This is a genomic window from Candidatus Zixiibacteriota bacterium, assembly GCA_040752595.1.
In the GTDB taxonomy this organism is placed as follows: Bacteria; Zixibacteria; MSB-5A5; order WJJR01; family WJJR01; genus JACQFV01.
In genome coordinates this window covers 35,011-49,834 of record JBFMGX010000047.1, presented here as the reverse complement: position 1 = coordinate 49,834, position 14,824 = coordinate 35,011, and the positions used below count along the sequence as shown (strand labels likewise).

8 protein-coding genes are annotated in these 14,824 nt (G+C 62.9%); 1 reads left to right on the top strand and 7 read right to left on the bottom strand.

Going from position 1 to position 14,824, the window contains the following annotated elements; translation table 11 throughout:
- Nucleotides 1-524: 524 nt before the first annotated feature.
- The gene (locus AB1792_11075) at nucleotides 525-1,175 is read right to left on the bottom strand and encodes a tetratricopeptide repeat protein (protein MEW5702756.1); all 651 of its coding nucleotides are present in this window, start codon (nucleotides 1,173-1,175) and stop codon (nucleotides 525-527) included.
- A gap of 342 nt (nucleotides 1,176-1,517) precedes the next feature.
- Between AB1792_11075 and AB1792_11070 the strand changes: the two genes are divergently transcribed.
- Nucleotides 1,518-3,365: a carboxypeptidase regulatory-like domain-containing protein gene (locus tag AB1792_11070; GenBank protein MEW5702755.1), complete on the top strand. Its 1,848-nt coding sequence runs from the start codon at nucleotides 1,518-1,520 to the stop codon at nucleotides 3,363-3,365.
- Between the two features lie 73 nt (nucleotides 3,366-3,438).
- Here AB1792_11070 and AB1792_11065 read toward each other — a convergent pair whose 3' ends face one another.
- From AB1792_11065 to AB1792_11040, 6 genes are all read right to left on the bottom strand, one after another.
- Complete coding sequence (locus tag AB1792_11065) at nucleotides 3,439-4,638, bottom strand: ABC transporter substrate-binding protein (GenBank protein ID MEW5702754.1); 1,200 nt, start codon at nucleotides 4,636-4,638, stop codon at nucleotides 3,439-3,441.
- Between the two features lie 126 nt (nucleotides 4,639-4,764).
- Nucleotides 4,765-5,967, bottom strand: coding sequence for a GNAT family N-acetyltransferase (locus AB1792_11060; protein MEW5702753.1), 1,203 nt, complete (start codon nucleotides 5,965-5,967; stop codon nucleotides 4,765-4,767).
- A gap of 192 nt (nucleotides 5,968-6,159) precedes the next feature.
- Entirely contained in the window at nucleotides 6,160-6,579 is a 420-nt protein-coding gene (locus AB1792_11055; protein ID MEW5702752.1) for a response regulator, read from the bottom strand.
- 236 nt (nucleotides 6,580-6,815) lie between these two features.
- On the bottom strand, nucleotides 6,816-9,668 hold the full coding sequence (locus tag AB1792_11050) for a M14 metallopeptidase family protein (protein MEW5702751.1): 2,853 nt from the start codon (nucleotides 9,666-9,668) through the stop codon (nucleotides 6,816-6,818).
- Nucleotides 9,669-10,056: 388 nt separating this feature from the next.
- Nucleotides 10,057-12,792, bottom strand: coding sequence for a pitrilysin family protein (locus tag AB1792_11045; GenBank protein MEW5702750.1), 2,736 nt, complete (start codon nucleotides 12,790-12,792; stop codon nucleotides 10,057-10,059).
- A gap of 278 nt (nucleotides 12,793-13,070) precedes the next feature.
- Nucleotides 13,071-14,675 carry a hypothetical protein gene (locus AB1792_11040; GenBank protein ID MEW5702749.1) on the bottom strand — a complete coding sequence of 535 codons (1,605 nt, stop codon included), beginning with the start codon at nucleotides 14,673-14,675 and terminating at the stop codon, nucleotides 13,071-13,073.
- Between the last annotated feature and the right edge of the window lie 149 nt (nucleotides 14,676-14,824).

The window sequence follows — 14,824 nt, the reverse complement described above, 5'->3', positions numbered from 1 at the left end:
TGAGAAACCGCGATCACAGATCGCGGGCACGCAACAAGGGCGAGGTGGCGGGTTGCCACAACTGTGGCAGTCGTGTGGCCGCGATCTCTGATCGCGGATGAAAGGGACCCATTGAGAAACCGCGATCACAGGTCGCGGGCACGCAACAAGGGCGAGGTGGCGGGTTGCCACAACTGTGGCAGTCGTGTGGCCGCGATCTCTGATCGCGGATGAAAGGGACCCATTGAGAAACCGCGATCTCTGATCGCGGATGGACGGCATCGTCAGAGGACCGCGATCACAGGTCGCGGGCAGACAACCGTTGCCGATCCGTCCCCGACCAAGGGGCCTCTTGAAAGAGCATTGGTGTGGACGCCAGCCGCCCTCGGCTGGCGCCAGGGCGTCACGCGAGACGCGTGGCGTCCACAAACTCACGATTCTGTGACCACGTGGATTCGCGTCGTGTTGTGTACGTGCCGGGGTTTTTCAACGGGCCCCAAGGTCGGTGGCACGACCTCGCCCGTGGGCGACCCACCGGGTCGCCTCTACTTGCCCGAATTCTTTTCCAGACTCTCGATTTCTCTGCGGACGGCCTCGGTGTGCTCGGAACTGTCGCTTAAGGCAAGAAACTTGCGCCAGGCGGCGATGGCTTCCTCGGGTTGTTTCAAATCGAAGGCATAAATCACGCCCATATTGAACCACGATTGCGGATGCACCGAATCGATGGCGACCACGCGGGCGAGGGTCGCGACGGCCTCGGACGGTCGTCCGGCTTCGCGCTGCATCGTTGCCAGGTCGGTCATGACATTCACATCGCCGGGACGCAACTGTAGCGCCCGCTCGTAGTGGATGATGGCCTCTTCGGCCATACGGCTGTCGAAGTAGAGATTCCCCAACGCCACCCAAGCATCGAAGTTCGAGCTGTCCCTGGCGAGAACCGAGCGGATGTGCTCGATCTGGTGCGAGAGCTCCTGCATCATCGTCGTGTCCATCAGTATCCCGTCCGGATCGGTCATCCCAACCTCGCCCGACTGCTCCGTTGAACCCGACTGGGGCGGCTCCATGTTGGACTTGAGGAGGTAGACCGCCGCCACAACGGCCACGGCGATCACGGCCAGGAGGATATAGCGGTTGGAGGTCGTGCCCGTCGCGGGGTCGGGTGTATCGGACTGATCGTGTCTCGATTCAGATGCCATTGAGATCGCTCACTCTGTTGCGGTGGATTGCGCCGCCGCGGCGCCCTCTCTTGCCGATCGTCGCCCAATTCTACGCAGTGCCGCGCCCTTGGTCAACATGGAATAGCCCGGCGGGCTCACCCTGTTCCTGGTATCCCGGTGCCGGCAGGAACCCAAGCTCCGGTACATGGACCCCTCTCAAGCCACGCTTCTCCCCTGCCGATAAATCGAGGAGAAACGCGCGAAAGCGAATATTAGAGACCTCTTTGCCAGGAGAGAACCGTGGACACGTCTGCCTCCCCGTCCCGGCCTGATCCGGGCCCGAGCGGATCACGACCACCAACCCCGAGTGGTGAGCCAGAGATGCACTTGCAGGACCTTCCTCGCCCCAGGCGCGATCGTCGCAGTCCGACGCCGGACAACTCACGACGCGGACCGGCCACCGCGGTGGCCGACCCCCCGGCGGGTCTCCAGCCGGTCGACCTGGATCACTCACAATCGACAGGAACTCCATCGGAAAACGGCATCCGCTATGATGCCAAGGCGCGCGAGGCCGAGTTGATAGCGCTCAACGCGGCACCGCCCCCTTCGCGGAGCACAACACTGCCTCCGTCGTCGAAGGTCGAAGCAAGGCCAGAGGCAGCCCCGTCGCCTGCCGCAGATTCAAGGCCCGGGCTGGCTGATGCCGCGACATCCGCGCCCTCACGCATCCCGGAGACCACGCAACCGGCGCGACCGCGCTTGGCACCACTGCCTCCGGTCGAGGGGGTCAAGCCACCGAGCGGAACGGCGCGTCTGTCGGGGCGGTCCTTGCAGTTCCCGTTGGGCGCGAAGCTGACACCCGGGGAGCAAGTGGTCCTCGGCGGCCGCACGTACGAAATCCGCCACGGGCACACATTCACAGCGGCCTTCTGGCTGAAAGGAGCGGCACTCGTGGTTCTCGTTATCCTCGCTGCGGTGGGGATCACCCACATGGCGGCCGGCCCACAGGGCGGTTCGATCACCGGCGTGGTCGTCGATCGACTGACCAGCCGCATTCTCCCCAGTGCCACGCTGCGGACGGCAGACGGAAGACAAGTCACGACCAACATCGCCGGTCTGTATTCGTTCGATGGCCTCACGCCCGGCCAGTACCAGCTCACGGCGTCCGCCGAGGGGTACGAGAGTCAAACCGGGACCGTCATCCGTCCCGCCCGCGATAACGCGCAGTTGGCCTTCGCTCTGGTGCCGCTGGTCTACGACACCGGTTCCGCCATCGCCTTTGCGACCCGTCCGCCGGCGGAGTCCTCCCCAACAGAGACCGAGGAATCGGCCCCCGTCGCCTACGGCAACGTGAACTTGAACACCGACTTTGAGGACTACCTGATCTTCGTTGACGACGTGCTCTACGGCAAGAACGCCAAGAAGCTCAAACGGATGTCGGCAGGCGATCACAAGATCGTGCTCCAGTTGGACGGTTACGAGGACTACTCGACCTCGGTGGCAGTGAAGGCGCGCTCGACCTCCACGTTGACGGTCAGCAAGAGCGACCTTGTACCCAAGGTGAATCCTCTGAAGCGGGCCAAAGGCCACTTTGCCGAAGGCAAGAGTCTGCTGGACCGTGGACTCTGGCAGGCGGCCATCGAGGCATACGATCGGGGTCTGGAATTCGATCCGGAGAATGCGGGGGCGATCCAGTACCGTGGCTGGGCCTACTTCAAGGCGGGGAATATGGAGAAAGCCAGGGTGGACTTCCTGGCGGCGGCGCAGCTCCATCGGAACGCCAGTCGCTACCTCGACGCCGTGGCCTGTGCCGGGCATCTGATCGACATGGATCCGACGAATCCCGATTCCTACCGGCGCCGCGCCGGGTTCTACATTGCTCTCACGGAATATGGCAAGGCGATCGACGACTACGAGCAGGCCGTCAAGCTCGACAAGAAGTCATTCGCCAGTCAATTGGGTTTGGGAGAGGCCTGTTTTCTCGCCGGCGACTATCGTCGCGCCGCCAAGGAGTTTGACAAGGCGCGCAAACTGGCCGATGATCCCTTCGATGTTTATGTCCGCCTGCTCGTGTCGCTGTCGCGTGCCGGGGAAGATGACCAAGTACGCAAGAAGTACAAGGAATTCTCCGGCAACGCGGCTCCCGAGCGCTTGCAGAAGCTGCGCAACGATCCGGAATGGCTGCGGGTGCTTCAAATCGTCGATCCCACCGTCCGATCACAGGGATAGCCCGGCGGGAACAGACATACGAACGGCCCATGGGTGAACCCCGTGGGCCGTTTGGCTTCGATGGGCGGGACGCTCACTCTTTGATGGCATCCTCCGCCGGAGGTGATTGAGCGCCCATGACCGCCTCGACATAGGCGAACCGGCGAGCAGGTTCGGCCTTGAGGATGATCACCTTCTTGGTCGGGTTGCGTGACACGTTCATTTCGATGTGACCGGTCACGCCTTCATGGTGCGCGTGAGCTAATGCGGCCTTGAGGGCGGCCGGCGTCGGCTCGGCGGCGTCCTCCAGCGCACCGGCAATCACTCCGAGGGCATCGTACCCGAGCGCCGAGGACGTGTTCGGGCGACGTCCGAACTGCTCACGGAATTCATCCACGAACCCGCGGACTTTCGCGCGATGGGCGTCTGCGGAAAAGTGCGATGCGATGTAGATCCGCGACTTGTCGTTGATGGCGTCGCCGGCGACGTCGAACAGCCCGTCGGATTCCCAGCCGTCGCCGCCGAGGAAGGCCACGTTGAGATTCTGGCGCCGGGCCGCCGTCACGATGGCTCCCGCCTCAGGATAGAAGCCGGACACCAGGATCGCATCGGGGTGGGGAGCGGCGACTTGACGCAAGTCGTCCGAGAAGTCGGATCTTCCTGCCGGGTACCCGCCCTGGTAGACAATCTCCCCGCCGAGTGCCGTGAACCGGTCACGGAAATAGCGGGACAAGGAGGCAGTGTAGTCGTGCCGTTCCTCGGTCAGGATCGCCACGCGCCGCAGACCCAGGTCGTTGTAGGCATAGGACGCCAGAGCTCCCGACATATCGGGATCGCAGAAGCAGACGCGGTAGACCCAGTCGCCGATCGAGGTGATGGCCGGATTGGTGGCTTCCGGAACCACGAGCGGCACGCCGACCGACTGCGCCGCCACCGCGGCGGCGGATGTCACCATGGACGTGTTGGAACCGATGATCGCGACGGGATGGTGCGCCTTCACCAGCGAGCGCACCGCCTCGGCCGCCAAAATCGGATTGGATTGGTCGTCGACGACTCGGAGTGCCATCGGCCGTCCGCCGATCCCACCGTTGGCGTTGATCTCTTCCAGGGCGACATTGACCCCGGCGAGTCCCTCTTGGCCGAAGGCCGCATCGCGTCCCGTCAGTGAATACACGGCGCCGATGACGATCGGTTCCGCCGTTTGAGCCGCTCCCCCAGACGGGATCAGAGCCGTCGCCAGCGCGCATACGAGAATCGCAGACAGCACCCGTGTTCCGTTCCGCATGTCATCCATGGCTCCCCTCCTTGCGTCAGCCCGAGACCCTCGGGCCGGATGCCAGGGCCCGATACACCAAGATCGACCCCGCGTACCGCCGGCGCAAGGGCATTCTGTCCGGGATTGTCATCCCTGCTGGACGCGTCAGAACCAATCGTCGATGTACGGTATAGCACGGGGAAACGCGGAGTCGAGATATGTCTGGGCATCTCCCTTCACCGTGATGGCACCGTCGGCGATGAGTTCCCCGGCTGTCTGCAAGCCGGAATACAGGATCGCCATCGTACGGATGTCGGCGCGCAGGGTATCCGGGAGTCGATCGGTGGGGCGGGCCTTGCGCACCCGGGCATATCCGTCGCGCCACTCCACACGCCAGCGTCCCCCATTCCATGGGCTGGTGACATCACTCGTCAGCTCCACCGACAGGAGAGCGTCAAGATCGCGACGGTACATCCGCTGCTCCAGCGCCCCCTTGAAATCGACGAGTTTCAGCATCTTCTTCGGTTTCAGCGCCACGGTGATGCGGGGATCCGTCATGCGGTCGAACAACCGCACGTCCGTGGGCAACCGCCAGACGACCGTGTGCACCTGGTCGCGGTGTGATCGCAACAACTGTAGGATCGCATCGAGGACATCGCTCCCGTTCCAGACGGCTTGGGCGACGGTCAGACGCATCTTGCCGGTCGTCTCATCGCGTCCCAGATTGGTGATGACGAATCCCGCCGGTGTCCGGCCGCGCTCGATCAGGTAGACGCGTTTGATCTCCCGGTGGATGGTCAGATAGCGTATGCGCCAATAGAGGGCGTTGCGCCGGACCGTGCCGAAATAGCGGCTTCCGTATGCCTGATGCAGATCCTCCAGCGTGCGCCATTCCCGTTCGCCGTCGACCAGACGCACACGCAAAGTGCCGACATCGCGCCGCGCGATCTGTTCGGGGGGAATGATGCAGTCATTCATGAAGAAGACGTCGGCGTACCCCATGCTGCCATAGAAGCCGTGTTTGAAGGGCATCAGCGCGGCCAGCGGCCGTCCTTCGGCGCGCATCTGGCGGTGGACGTGGGTCATCAACATGCGGGCCATGCCGCTGTTGCGGCATTCCGGTGCGGTCGCCACCGCCGCGACACCGCCCATGGGCACAAATCCCTCCCCCACGCGCATCTCATAGGGATAGTACCACAGGCCGGTGCACAGACGGTTCTGCTCGAAGGCACCCCAGGTATGCGCGAGATGATGGCTGACCCACGAGGTGTAGAATGGGACGTACTCCGGCGGCATATCAAAGCAGTACCGGCAGAGTTCGCCGTACGCTTCAAGGTCGGCGCGTTGCAGCGAGCGGATCGCGATCATCGCTTTCCTCCGGTCATGATGGGGGCAATCTACGAGGTCGCATCACGATGAACCAATGAAGAACTCCCCCACCCGCCCACCTGCGGCGGGCGACCTCTCCCCCTCGACCCGGCTCGGGGCAAGCCGGAGGGAGAGGTTATCACGTTCATCGTACCAGGTGAAGACTGTACCGGAAGAAAGACCATGGTGAAATCAATTGGCCGGCACGGTGGCGGGAGCAACACCCGGCCGGGAGACCATCTGCCGCATCCGGACGCGCTCGACGATGACCTCGATCTCGCGCGGCTTGATCGGCTTGGTCACGTATTCATCGGCGCCGAGCGACTTGGCCTCGTCGGACGTATGCACATCGCCGAATCCGGTCATGACAATCACAGCGGTATGCGGGAACCGGGCTTTGATCTGAATCAGAAGCTCGATGCCGCTCATGTGCGGCATGCGGATGTCGGTGATGACAATGTCGGTGCGATGCTTCTCAATCTTCGTCAGGGCGGACTGACCGTCGGGCGCTTCGTGGATGACAGGATACCCTTCGCGCAACAGGATCTCGCGGATCATCCGGCGGACCAACGGCTCGTCGTCGACGATGAGGATTCGGGCACGCGATTTCACAGCCCCCCCAAGCGGGCCAGGTACCTCCGCCTCGGCATCTTTGATACGTTATCGGACGCGAGGCGCCAGTCTTGACAGCGGGGCTCGCTGCAACCGGCTGCACAATCCTCACGGACTATCGTAATGACCGGCAAACAAGGGGCTTAAGCCCCTTGTTCACCCACGCAATGCCGAGCCGCAGTCTTAACGAGGTTGTGCAACCGACTCTGCGCTATCGTGGCGATCGCGCGGCCGTGCTACCACGGGATCGGTTGGCTTGTGCCCAGGCCCGGCCCGAGGAGAATGGCGTTTTCCAAAAGCCGCTTGGTGCCGTGGAAGTACGCGCGGAAGAAGGGATCGCCCGCGAAAAGGACGATCTGTCCCTTCTCGACGCGCTCCCGTGTTGCATATGCCGTCTTGGCCCATCGTTCTCGCGCCTCCGGCCACATCAAGCCGGACAGGCGCAATTGGGATGCCGTCGCCAGGCGCGCCGGCGCCTCGACCGGATCCTTGGCGAGCAGTGCCTGACGAGTGTAGAGCAACGCGGAGGCGTGATCACCGACGCCGAAATTCAACCAGTGCTCGGGATTGAGGTCGAGACGGACGATGACTCCCTCCGGTGCGAACAGGCGTGCCCGCTGATCGCGGCGTTCGAGTTCTTTTTTCTCCAGTTTCTGCGGAGGCTTGGCTTCCTTGGGGGCAACGGTGACCGGTGTCCCGCGCCAGACGGCATTGGTGTCAACGGTGGCCAGAAACGCGGCGCGCTCGTCCTGATAGGCCTGATCGTATTCGTCCAGTTTCTCGAGCACGGCGCCTTTCTCGCGCGCGGCGGACAGGCCGCTGGCCGAATCGGCGCAGAAGTAAGCCGCTTGGTTCAGAGCCATCAAGGTTCCTCCGGCTTTGACCCACGTGCGCAATTGCTCCAGCCCCGCCGGTCCCAATTCCATGCGCAGACCGCCCGCGCCGCCCCAGTAGGACGGCAGGATCAAGACGTTGTAATGGGACAGATCGTAGCGAGACAACTGACTGATGTCGAGCAGGGAGTGACGGACCTTCAACCGCTGATCCAGCAGGTACCACAACGAGCCGGAACTCGTGAAGTCGATGCCGGTGCCGACGAACAGACCGATCCGCGGCTGTGTCAGCAACTCGAATTCGTCCGAGCCGAGGTCCGGTCCCGACGAGGCGGCGTTGCTGGAGACGCCGATGAAGTCCACGCCGGTCGAGCGGGCGATGACCGCCAGACGGTCGGCCAGATCGGGTGGGTTCTCGGATCGGCGCAGGAGGAATGTCCCGGCGGCATACATGATCGAGTCGTGGACCAACGGCTTCATCGCAACTCGGACTTGCAGACTGTCCTCCAGCAGCGCGGCCAGGGCGATGCTGCTGCGATCGTCCATCGTTGTCAGCAGGAAGCCGTATCCAGCGTCGGCACGGCGCACGGCCCCGGTCGGGGAGATGGCCGTGGTGTCATACGGTTCCGTCCGCACGCCCGGCATGGCATCGGCATGACTGATGTCCAGCGCGTAGGCGTGGGAGAGCGACCAACTGCTGACTTCATACAGTCGTGTTCCCTTTCCCTTCTCCAGTTCCCGCCGCTCCTCCTGGAGGAACTCCGAGGATAAGTGCGTGTCGAACTCGAGGATGGCCTGTGCCAGCAATCCGCGCGGCTGGGCCAAGGGGACAAGGTAGGTCCCCGCGGGAAAGCGTCGCGTACGGCGCTCGCCCTGTGCTGATATAACAGTGGCCTGGAAGGACTCGAAGGCCCTCTCCACACGGAGACCGTGCCGTTTCAGTGTTGTCAGGAATTCCCCTTCCCGACCGCTGTTGCCCGACGGTGCCAGGATGAAGGCGCCTCGTCCGGCGCGTGTGGCACCGGCGGCGCCGTCGCGGTGGAAGCGGGCATAGTCGCCCAGCAACCCGGTCCGGTGATCGGCCGCCGTCGTGAGATTGGCCAGTGAACTGACGGACTGTTGGGCGACCGCACGGGCGTAGGTCAGCGTCGTCCCATCCGGACGCTTGACACCGGCCCCTTGCACGCCGGCCTGTTCATAGAGAATCCCAACGGCGCCCAGGTAGAGGCACCACCCGTTCGTGTATCCGGGATACCACTCCTCGTACCAGCCGCGCGTGTAGTAGCTCCAGCCGTGGCGATCGAACGCCCTGCCCTGATCGGCGGCGAACACGTTCCACCATGTCCGAATCGTGCTGGTGATATTGGGGTTGATCGGTTCGCGCGGCGGCGAAAACAGGAAGCTGGAGAACGGCCACATCTCATGCGCATCGACCAGCAACTGCGGATTCCAATGCAGGATCGCGGCGGTGCGGGCGCGTGTTTCGGACAAGACCAACGGCAGCCAGTCGCGGTTCATGTCGAAGAGGTAGTGGTTGCCGCGCCCCCACGGCCAGAAGCCGTCATGTTGCAGACTCTGCGCGTCCAAGGAGGGGACCTGTCCGGCCAGAGAGAACACCTGCGCCAGAAACCGTTCGCGGCCGTCCGGATTCTGACTGGGATCGATAAGAACCAGCACGCTGTCGCGGATGCGTCGCGTCGCCGCATCGTCGGCCGCGACGAGGTGATAGGCCACCCACAGCGACGCATCGACGCCGGAAAGTTCATCGCCATGGATGGAATATCCCATCCAAGCGATGACCGGTGAGGACTTCAGGGTAACGTCGCCGCCGGCCACCATGCCCGTTGCCGGCGGATCGGCCAGACTGGCGATATGGGCGCGGATCGTCTCACGGTCGGTGAGGTTCTTCTCGGAGCTGATGACCATATAGTAGAGCGTCCGCCCTTCGTAGGTTGCTCCCATGGGGATCAACTCGGCCCGGGGCGAAGCATCGGCCAGGGCGCGCAAGTAGGTGACCGCCTGATCGTAATGAACCGGGCGCGTGCCCAGCGCGAAGCCGAGGATGGACTCGGGCGCGGGGACGGACGGGTCGTATGTCACGTCGGCGAAGTACGTGTTGACGCGTTCCGAGCCGAACAGCGGCAATGCGACAGGAAGGGGATCGGCCGCTTGTGCCGTCGCGGCGAGGCAGACGAGTGCCGCAGTACATGCCGCATGGAGGCGGCCCACGATCGCTCCACCAGGTTTCAGGTTCATGTCAGCGTCCTTTCGTTGAATGCCAAAGTCACGTGAGGGAATATGCGCTGCGCGGCGTCGCAGGTCATGCGGATTCATGATCGTACAAACCGAACGGGCGGAGGAGATCCCCGATCCGCCTACGGCGCCGTGCCTGCCGGCAGGCAGGGATCGACCTCTCCCGTAGGGAGAGGTTATCAGATTCGCGGTCACGGCGAAAGGGGCAGCTCGTAGCTGTAGGTCAGGAGCCCTGTGCTCCTGACTCGTGGACCGGCGGTGCGTGCGAAGCGCGCACCCTGCATGCCATGGATTGAGGACAGCGGGCTTTCAGCCCGCCGGCGGTGGTTTATGAGAAAAGGGGCAGCCCGTTGTGGGCTGCCCCCCTCGCGGTCGAATCTATGGTCGCGCTCTATTGCAGCTCGGCGTCTGCATAGGTGATCTGGCCGAGGTTGAGTGCCTTGATCCCGGCTTCGATCTTGGCGCGATCGCCGACAACGACGATCAACACCGCATCGGGATGAACGTGGTCTTTGGCGGCCTGGGTCGCGGTCGCGCCATCAATGGCGCGTACCCGGTTCTGATAGGTCTGCCATTCGTCATCCGGCAGGCCGAGCGTGATGATGCTGCCCATGCTCCCGGCGACGGCGCCGATCGAGGAGAAATAGTCCTGGGGGAACCCCTTGATCATGTTGTTCTTGCTGTCGGCCAGCTCGGCATCGGACAGGGGGCGCGGCCCGAGGACATCGCGCAGCTCTTTCATCATCTGCACGAGCGCGGAATCGGTGAATCGGGTTTCCACCGGCGCATAGACCACAAATGGTCCGATGCCGCGTCGCGACGAGAAGAACGACCCGGCGCCATAGGTGTACCCCTTGTCCTCGCGCAGATTCATGTTGATGCGACTGGTGAACATCCCGCCGAGGGCATTGTTCATGACAGAGGTTGCCATGAAATCCGGGTCATTGCGGCGGAGCCCCAGACTGCCGGCCATGACGACGCTCTGGGCCGCTCCGGGCTTATCGACAATCAGAATCTTCGTCTGCGAGACCGGTTGCGGATCCGGGACCTCTGGCGAGGCGACCGTGCCGGGCTGCCATCCCTTGAAGGCCTTTTCGAGCGCGGCCTGCGCCTCGGCCATCGTCATGTCGCCACTGACAACGAAGGCGGCGTTGTTGGGATGGTAGTTGGCATCGTAGTAGCGCACCAGGTCATCGCGTGTGATCGCCTTGATCGAGGCCTCAGTCCCCGAGCCGGTGTACGGTTGGCCATAGGGATGATTGGGACCAAACAGGGCACGCGAGAAGGTCTTGTAGGCCACCGTGAAGGGCTCTTTCGATTCCTGCATGATGCGGCCCAAATAGAGCTGCCGACGGCGCTCCAGTTCCTCGTTTGGGAAGGTCGGGTTGAGCACGACATCGGCCATGAGTGCCAGGGCGGGATCGATATTGCGCTTCAGAACGTTCAATGAGACCGACGAGCCGTCAAAGGAACTGCCGGTTCCCAACGAAGCGCCCAGCGACTTGGCTTCCTCGGAGATCTGCAGGGCCGTGCGTGTCTTGGTTCCCTCGTCCAGCAACTCGGCGGTGAGCGAGGCAGCGCCGGGGCGATCGGCGGGATCGGCGGCCCAGCCGCTCTTGAGCACAAGATTCAACTGAACCAGCGGCAGCTTGTGGTCCTCGACCAACCAGAGGTCCATGCCGTTCGTCAGCTTGGTCTTCTCTATGGTCGGCGGCGTGAAGGTCGGATCCGGCATCGGCGCGGGTTCCTGGGCACGGTCGATCTCCGTCTCGCCCGCCGCCAATGTCCCCTGCGGAAATACTTCGAAGATCAGCCGTCGATCGAGCAGAACGTACTGCTTGGCGACTCGTTGCACATCGGCCGCGGTCGCCCGTGAGTAGCGGTCGAGGTCCCACTGGAACTTGTTGGGCTCGCCCAAGAACGTGTTGTATGCATTCAGCATGTCGGCGCGGCCGCCGAAGCTGCCCACGCGCTCCATGCGCCGGACGAATCCGGCCTCGTAGGCTGTCTGCGCCTGAGCCAGTTCGGTTGCCGTGATCCCGGTCGCCAGTACCTTGCGCAGTTCCTCGTCGATGGCCGATTCCAGCTCCGCCAACGTGTGCCCCTGGCGCGCCGTGGCAATGATGTTGAACGATCCGCTCACTTCGCCGGATGACTGATAGGCACGGACGTCCTGTGCGATCTGCTTCTCATACACGAGCGACTTGTAGAGCCGCGATGTCTTACCCGACGTGAGCACGTTCGCCAGCAGGTCCAGTTCGGCGTCGCCCGGCATGTAACCGGCGGGTGTATGCCACATCATGTAGACACGGGGCAGATTGACGTTATCCTCGGCGGTGCCGCGGCGAACGCCATCGAACGTCGGAATCCACGTCTGCACGCGGTCGACCGGCGGTCCCGGCGGAATGTTCGCGAAGTACTTCTCGACGAGCTTCTTGGCCGCGGCCGGGTCAAAATCACCGGCAATGCACAACGAGGCATTGTTCGGCGTGTAGTACGACTTGAAGAAGTTCTTCACGTCATCCAGCGACGCCGCCGACAGATCCTCCATGCTCCCGATCACCGTGTGCGCGTAGGGATGTCCCTCGGGATATTGCAGCGGGACCACGAGCTCCTCGACCTTGCCGTACGGCTCGTTCTCCAGCCCCTGCCGACGCTCGTTCTTCACAACGTCGCGCTGGTTGTCGAGCTTCTCCTGCGTCATCGAGGGAAGCAGAAAGCCCATACGGTCGGATTCCAGCCAGAGCGCCAGTTCCAGGTAGTTGCTGGGGACGTCCTCGAAGTAGTTGGTCCGATCCTCGGTCGTGCTGCCATTGACGCCGCCGCCGATCTTCTCCAGCGGTTCGAAATACTCTCCCTCGTGGTGCTCCGAGCCCTGGAACATCATGTGCTCAAAAAGGTGGGCGAATCCGGTCCGACGCGGCTGCTCGTTCTTGGAGCCGACGTGATACCAGATGTTCACCGCAACCGTTGGCAGCGTGTGGTCCTCATGCAGGATCACATCGAGCCCGTTGGGGAGTTCGTATTTCTCCACCTGGAGGGGCGGCAACGTGGCCGCAGACACAAGGCCCGCCGCCAGCAATGCGCCGACGATCAGGACAATCATGGTCGTGGAACGTGCCTTCATTCCTCTGCTCCTTTTCTGTACGCTTGGGGTTATGTAGACACTCGATCATCCGCTATGCTTCAAAGGCCCACAACGCAGTAAGCTGTTAACATGGACGACTGAAAGCCAGCGGAATCCGCCGGGCTTGTGTCGAGAAATGCGCCGTATGCGCTTGCGGCTCACGCGGATACGGCATTCGGTTCGTGTGGTGGTTCGGGTGCCGAAGGGGACAACAACTGCCGTGTCCCGGACAGACTACATGATCATGGCCCTCTACGCCTGATGGTCTCTATTGAGCATCACTGGAACGCAACAAAGACCGTATCCCGGCTGATCGTGAGTGTGCCGGCGGCACCGGTGACATTCAGTTCATCACCGACGGTCAACCGGAGAGAGTCCTGGATGGCGTGTGTTTCCGCGTCGTGTGGGAGCGCGTGTCCATCGACGACGATTTCTGACGGCAGCACGTCCATGAACACTTCAACGGTGATGGTCTTGCCGTCCGCGGCACGGGAGTAGATGAGTCCACGACCCCGCACGGTGACGGCCGCCGGTCCGGTCTTGACGAGGAAGCGATCGGCCTGCTCGTACAACGCGGTCTGTCCGGCATCGCTGTAGAGAACCTTGTGCGACGATGCCGAGCTTTTGGAGACGCCTCTCTTCACGGCGGCCGCGATGCGATACGCGATCCGTCCGGAAGAGCGGATCTGGCGCGCCAGTGTTTCGATCTGCCGATTGTGGTCGTCGATGTTTGCCGCCGCCGCCGTCAGGATCTGCGCGAAGGCGAACTCCTGTTCGACGGCCGCCAGCTCGCGGCGGCGGCTGTCGGCATCGCCGATGGGACCGATGGATTGCTCCAGGGTACCGTGGAACAGGAAACTGGAATCGGCGGTCGCCTGTCCCTTCCAGTCCGCGCCGAGATAGTCCAACAGGTACCCCACGGCGGCACCGTTGTCATAGATGCGAAGCCGGGGCATGGTGACGGGCGCGATCGCTCCGCCCCGCAAATGCTCCAGTATGCCGTCGTGGACTGTCTGGAGGACTTCCTTGTGTGAGTGGTAGGGATCGAATCGTGTGCATCGGCGGAATTCGGTCGGTGCGTACCCCCGGGTCCGTCCGGCCTCCTCACAGCGTTTCTCCACGTAGAAGGCGGTGTTCTCCTTGCGTTCCTCGCTCTGCTCGTGTTCTCGAACAAATGGCGGAGCGACCTTTAGCCGCCGGTCGCGCACGATGACGAACTGGCGTGCCCGCCGCAGGACCTCATCACGGTCATCGACGATCAGAGCGTCCACGGCTTTGGCCAGGATCAGGTTCTCCAGTGTGGCCAGAGTATTGTTCTGCACGATCGTGATGGGATAGAGCTTCTCATCGGTGTCGGCCCGGTCACGGAACATCATCGCCTGAAACGTGTGAAACGCCTCGTGCGCCACGAAACGGAAGAAGCGTCCCTCCCGCGTGCTGTCATCGTCATAGGGACAGACGAACGTCGCCTGCCCGTTGAAGTCCATCTCGGTCCAGAACTGGCCGGTAAGATCGCCCACCCGTCCCCGGTGAACATACACAGGGTTTTGAAACGCCCAGGGTAACCCGATGGCGGGCTCGAACTCCGGCGGCGGATTCGGGTGATTGAACAGGAAGGCAATGCTGTCAGGACGGTAGAGGAGAATCGGCACGCGGTTGTAATCGAGCCCCGGCCAGATGCTGTCTCCCAAGGCCCGACTGAGGTGAAAGATCTCCCGCATGTAGGCGAGGTACGTCGAGTCGGTCCGAGACACTACAAAGGTCGACTCCTGCGCGGCGGCAGTCGATGTGACGAGCGGCGCGCACAGAGGCAAGAGCAACGGCATGAGCATGGTTGCAGATCGCCGCCAGACCGGGCCGCGGATGACATGTAGGATGCCCATGGTCTTCCCTCCGTCTTGCCTCACTTGGAACCCCAAGGCCGGGTCACGCCGGGTCCGGTAGTGTGCCGCCCTCTCCGGACGCGATGCCCTTCCCTCGTTTAACGAACATGGAGGCGGAAAGTTACAGTTGGTGGCCCTGGATCACGTCC

Coding starts and splice junctions, on each gene's coding strand:
- AB1792_11075 (MEW5702756.1), bottom strand. CDS start 1,175: ATGGCATCTGAATCGAGACACGATCAGTCCGATACACCCGACCCCGCG.
- AB1792_11070 (MEW5702755.1), top strand. CDS start 1,518: ATGCACTTGCAGGACCTTCCTCGCCCCAGGCGCGATCGTCGCAGTCCG.
- AB1792_11065 (MEW5702754.1), bottom strand. CDS start 4,638: ATGGATGACATGCGGAACGGAACACGGGTGCTGTCTGCGATTCTCGTA.
- AB1792_11060 (MEW5702753.1), bottom strand. CDS start 5,967: ATGATCGCGATCCGCTCGCTGCAACGCGCCGACCTTGAAGCGTACGGC.
- AB1792_11050 (MEW5702751.1), bottom strand. CDS start 9,668: ATGAACCTGAAACCTGGTGGAGCGATCGTGGGCCGCCTCCATGCGGCA.
- AB1792_11045 (MEW5702750.1), bottom strand. CDS start 12,792: ATGAAGGCACGTTCCACGACCATGATTGTCCTGATCGTCGGCGCATTG.
- AB1792_11040 (MEW5702749.1), bottom strand. CDS start 14,675: ATGGGCATCCTACATGTCATCCGCGGCCCGGTCTGGCGGCGATCTGCA.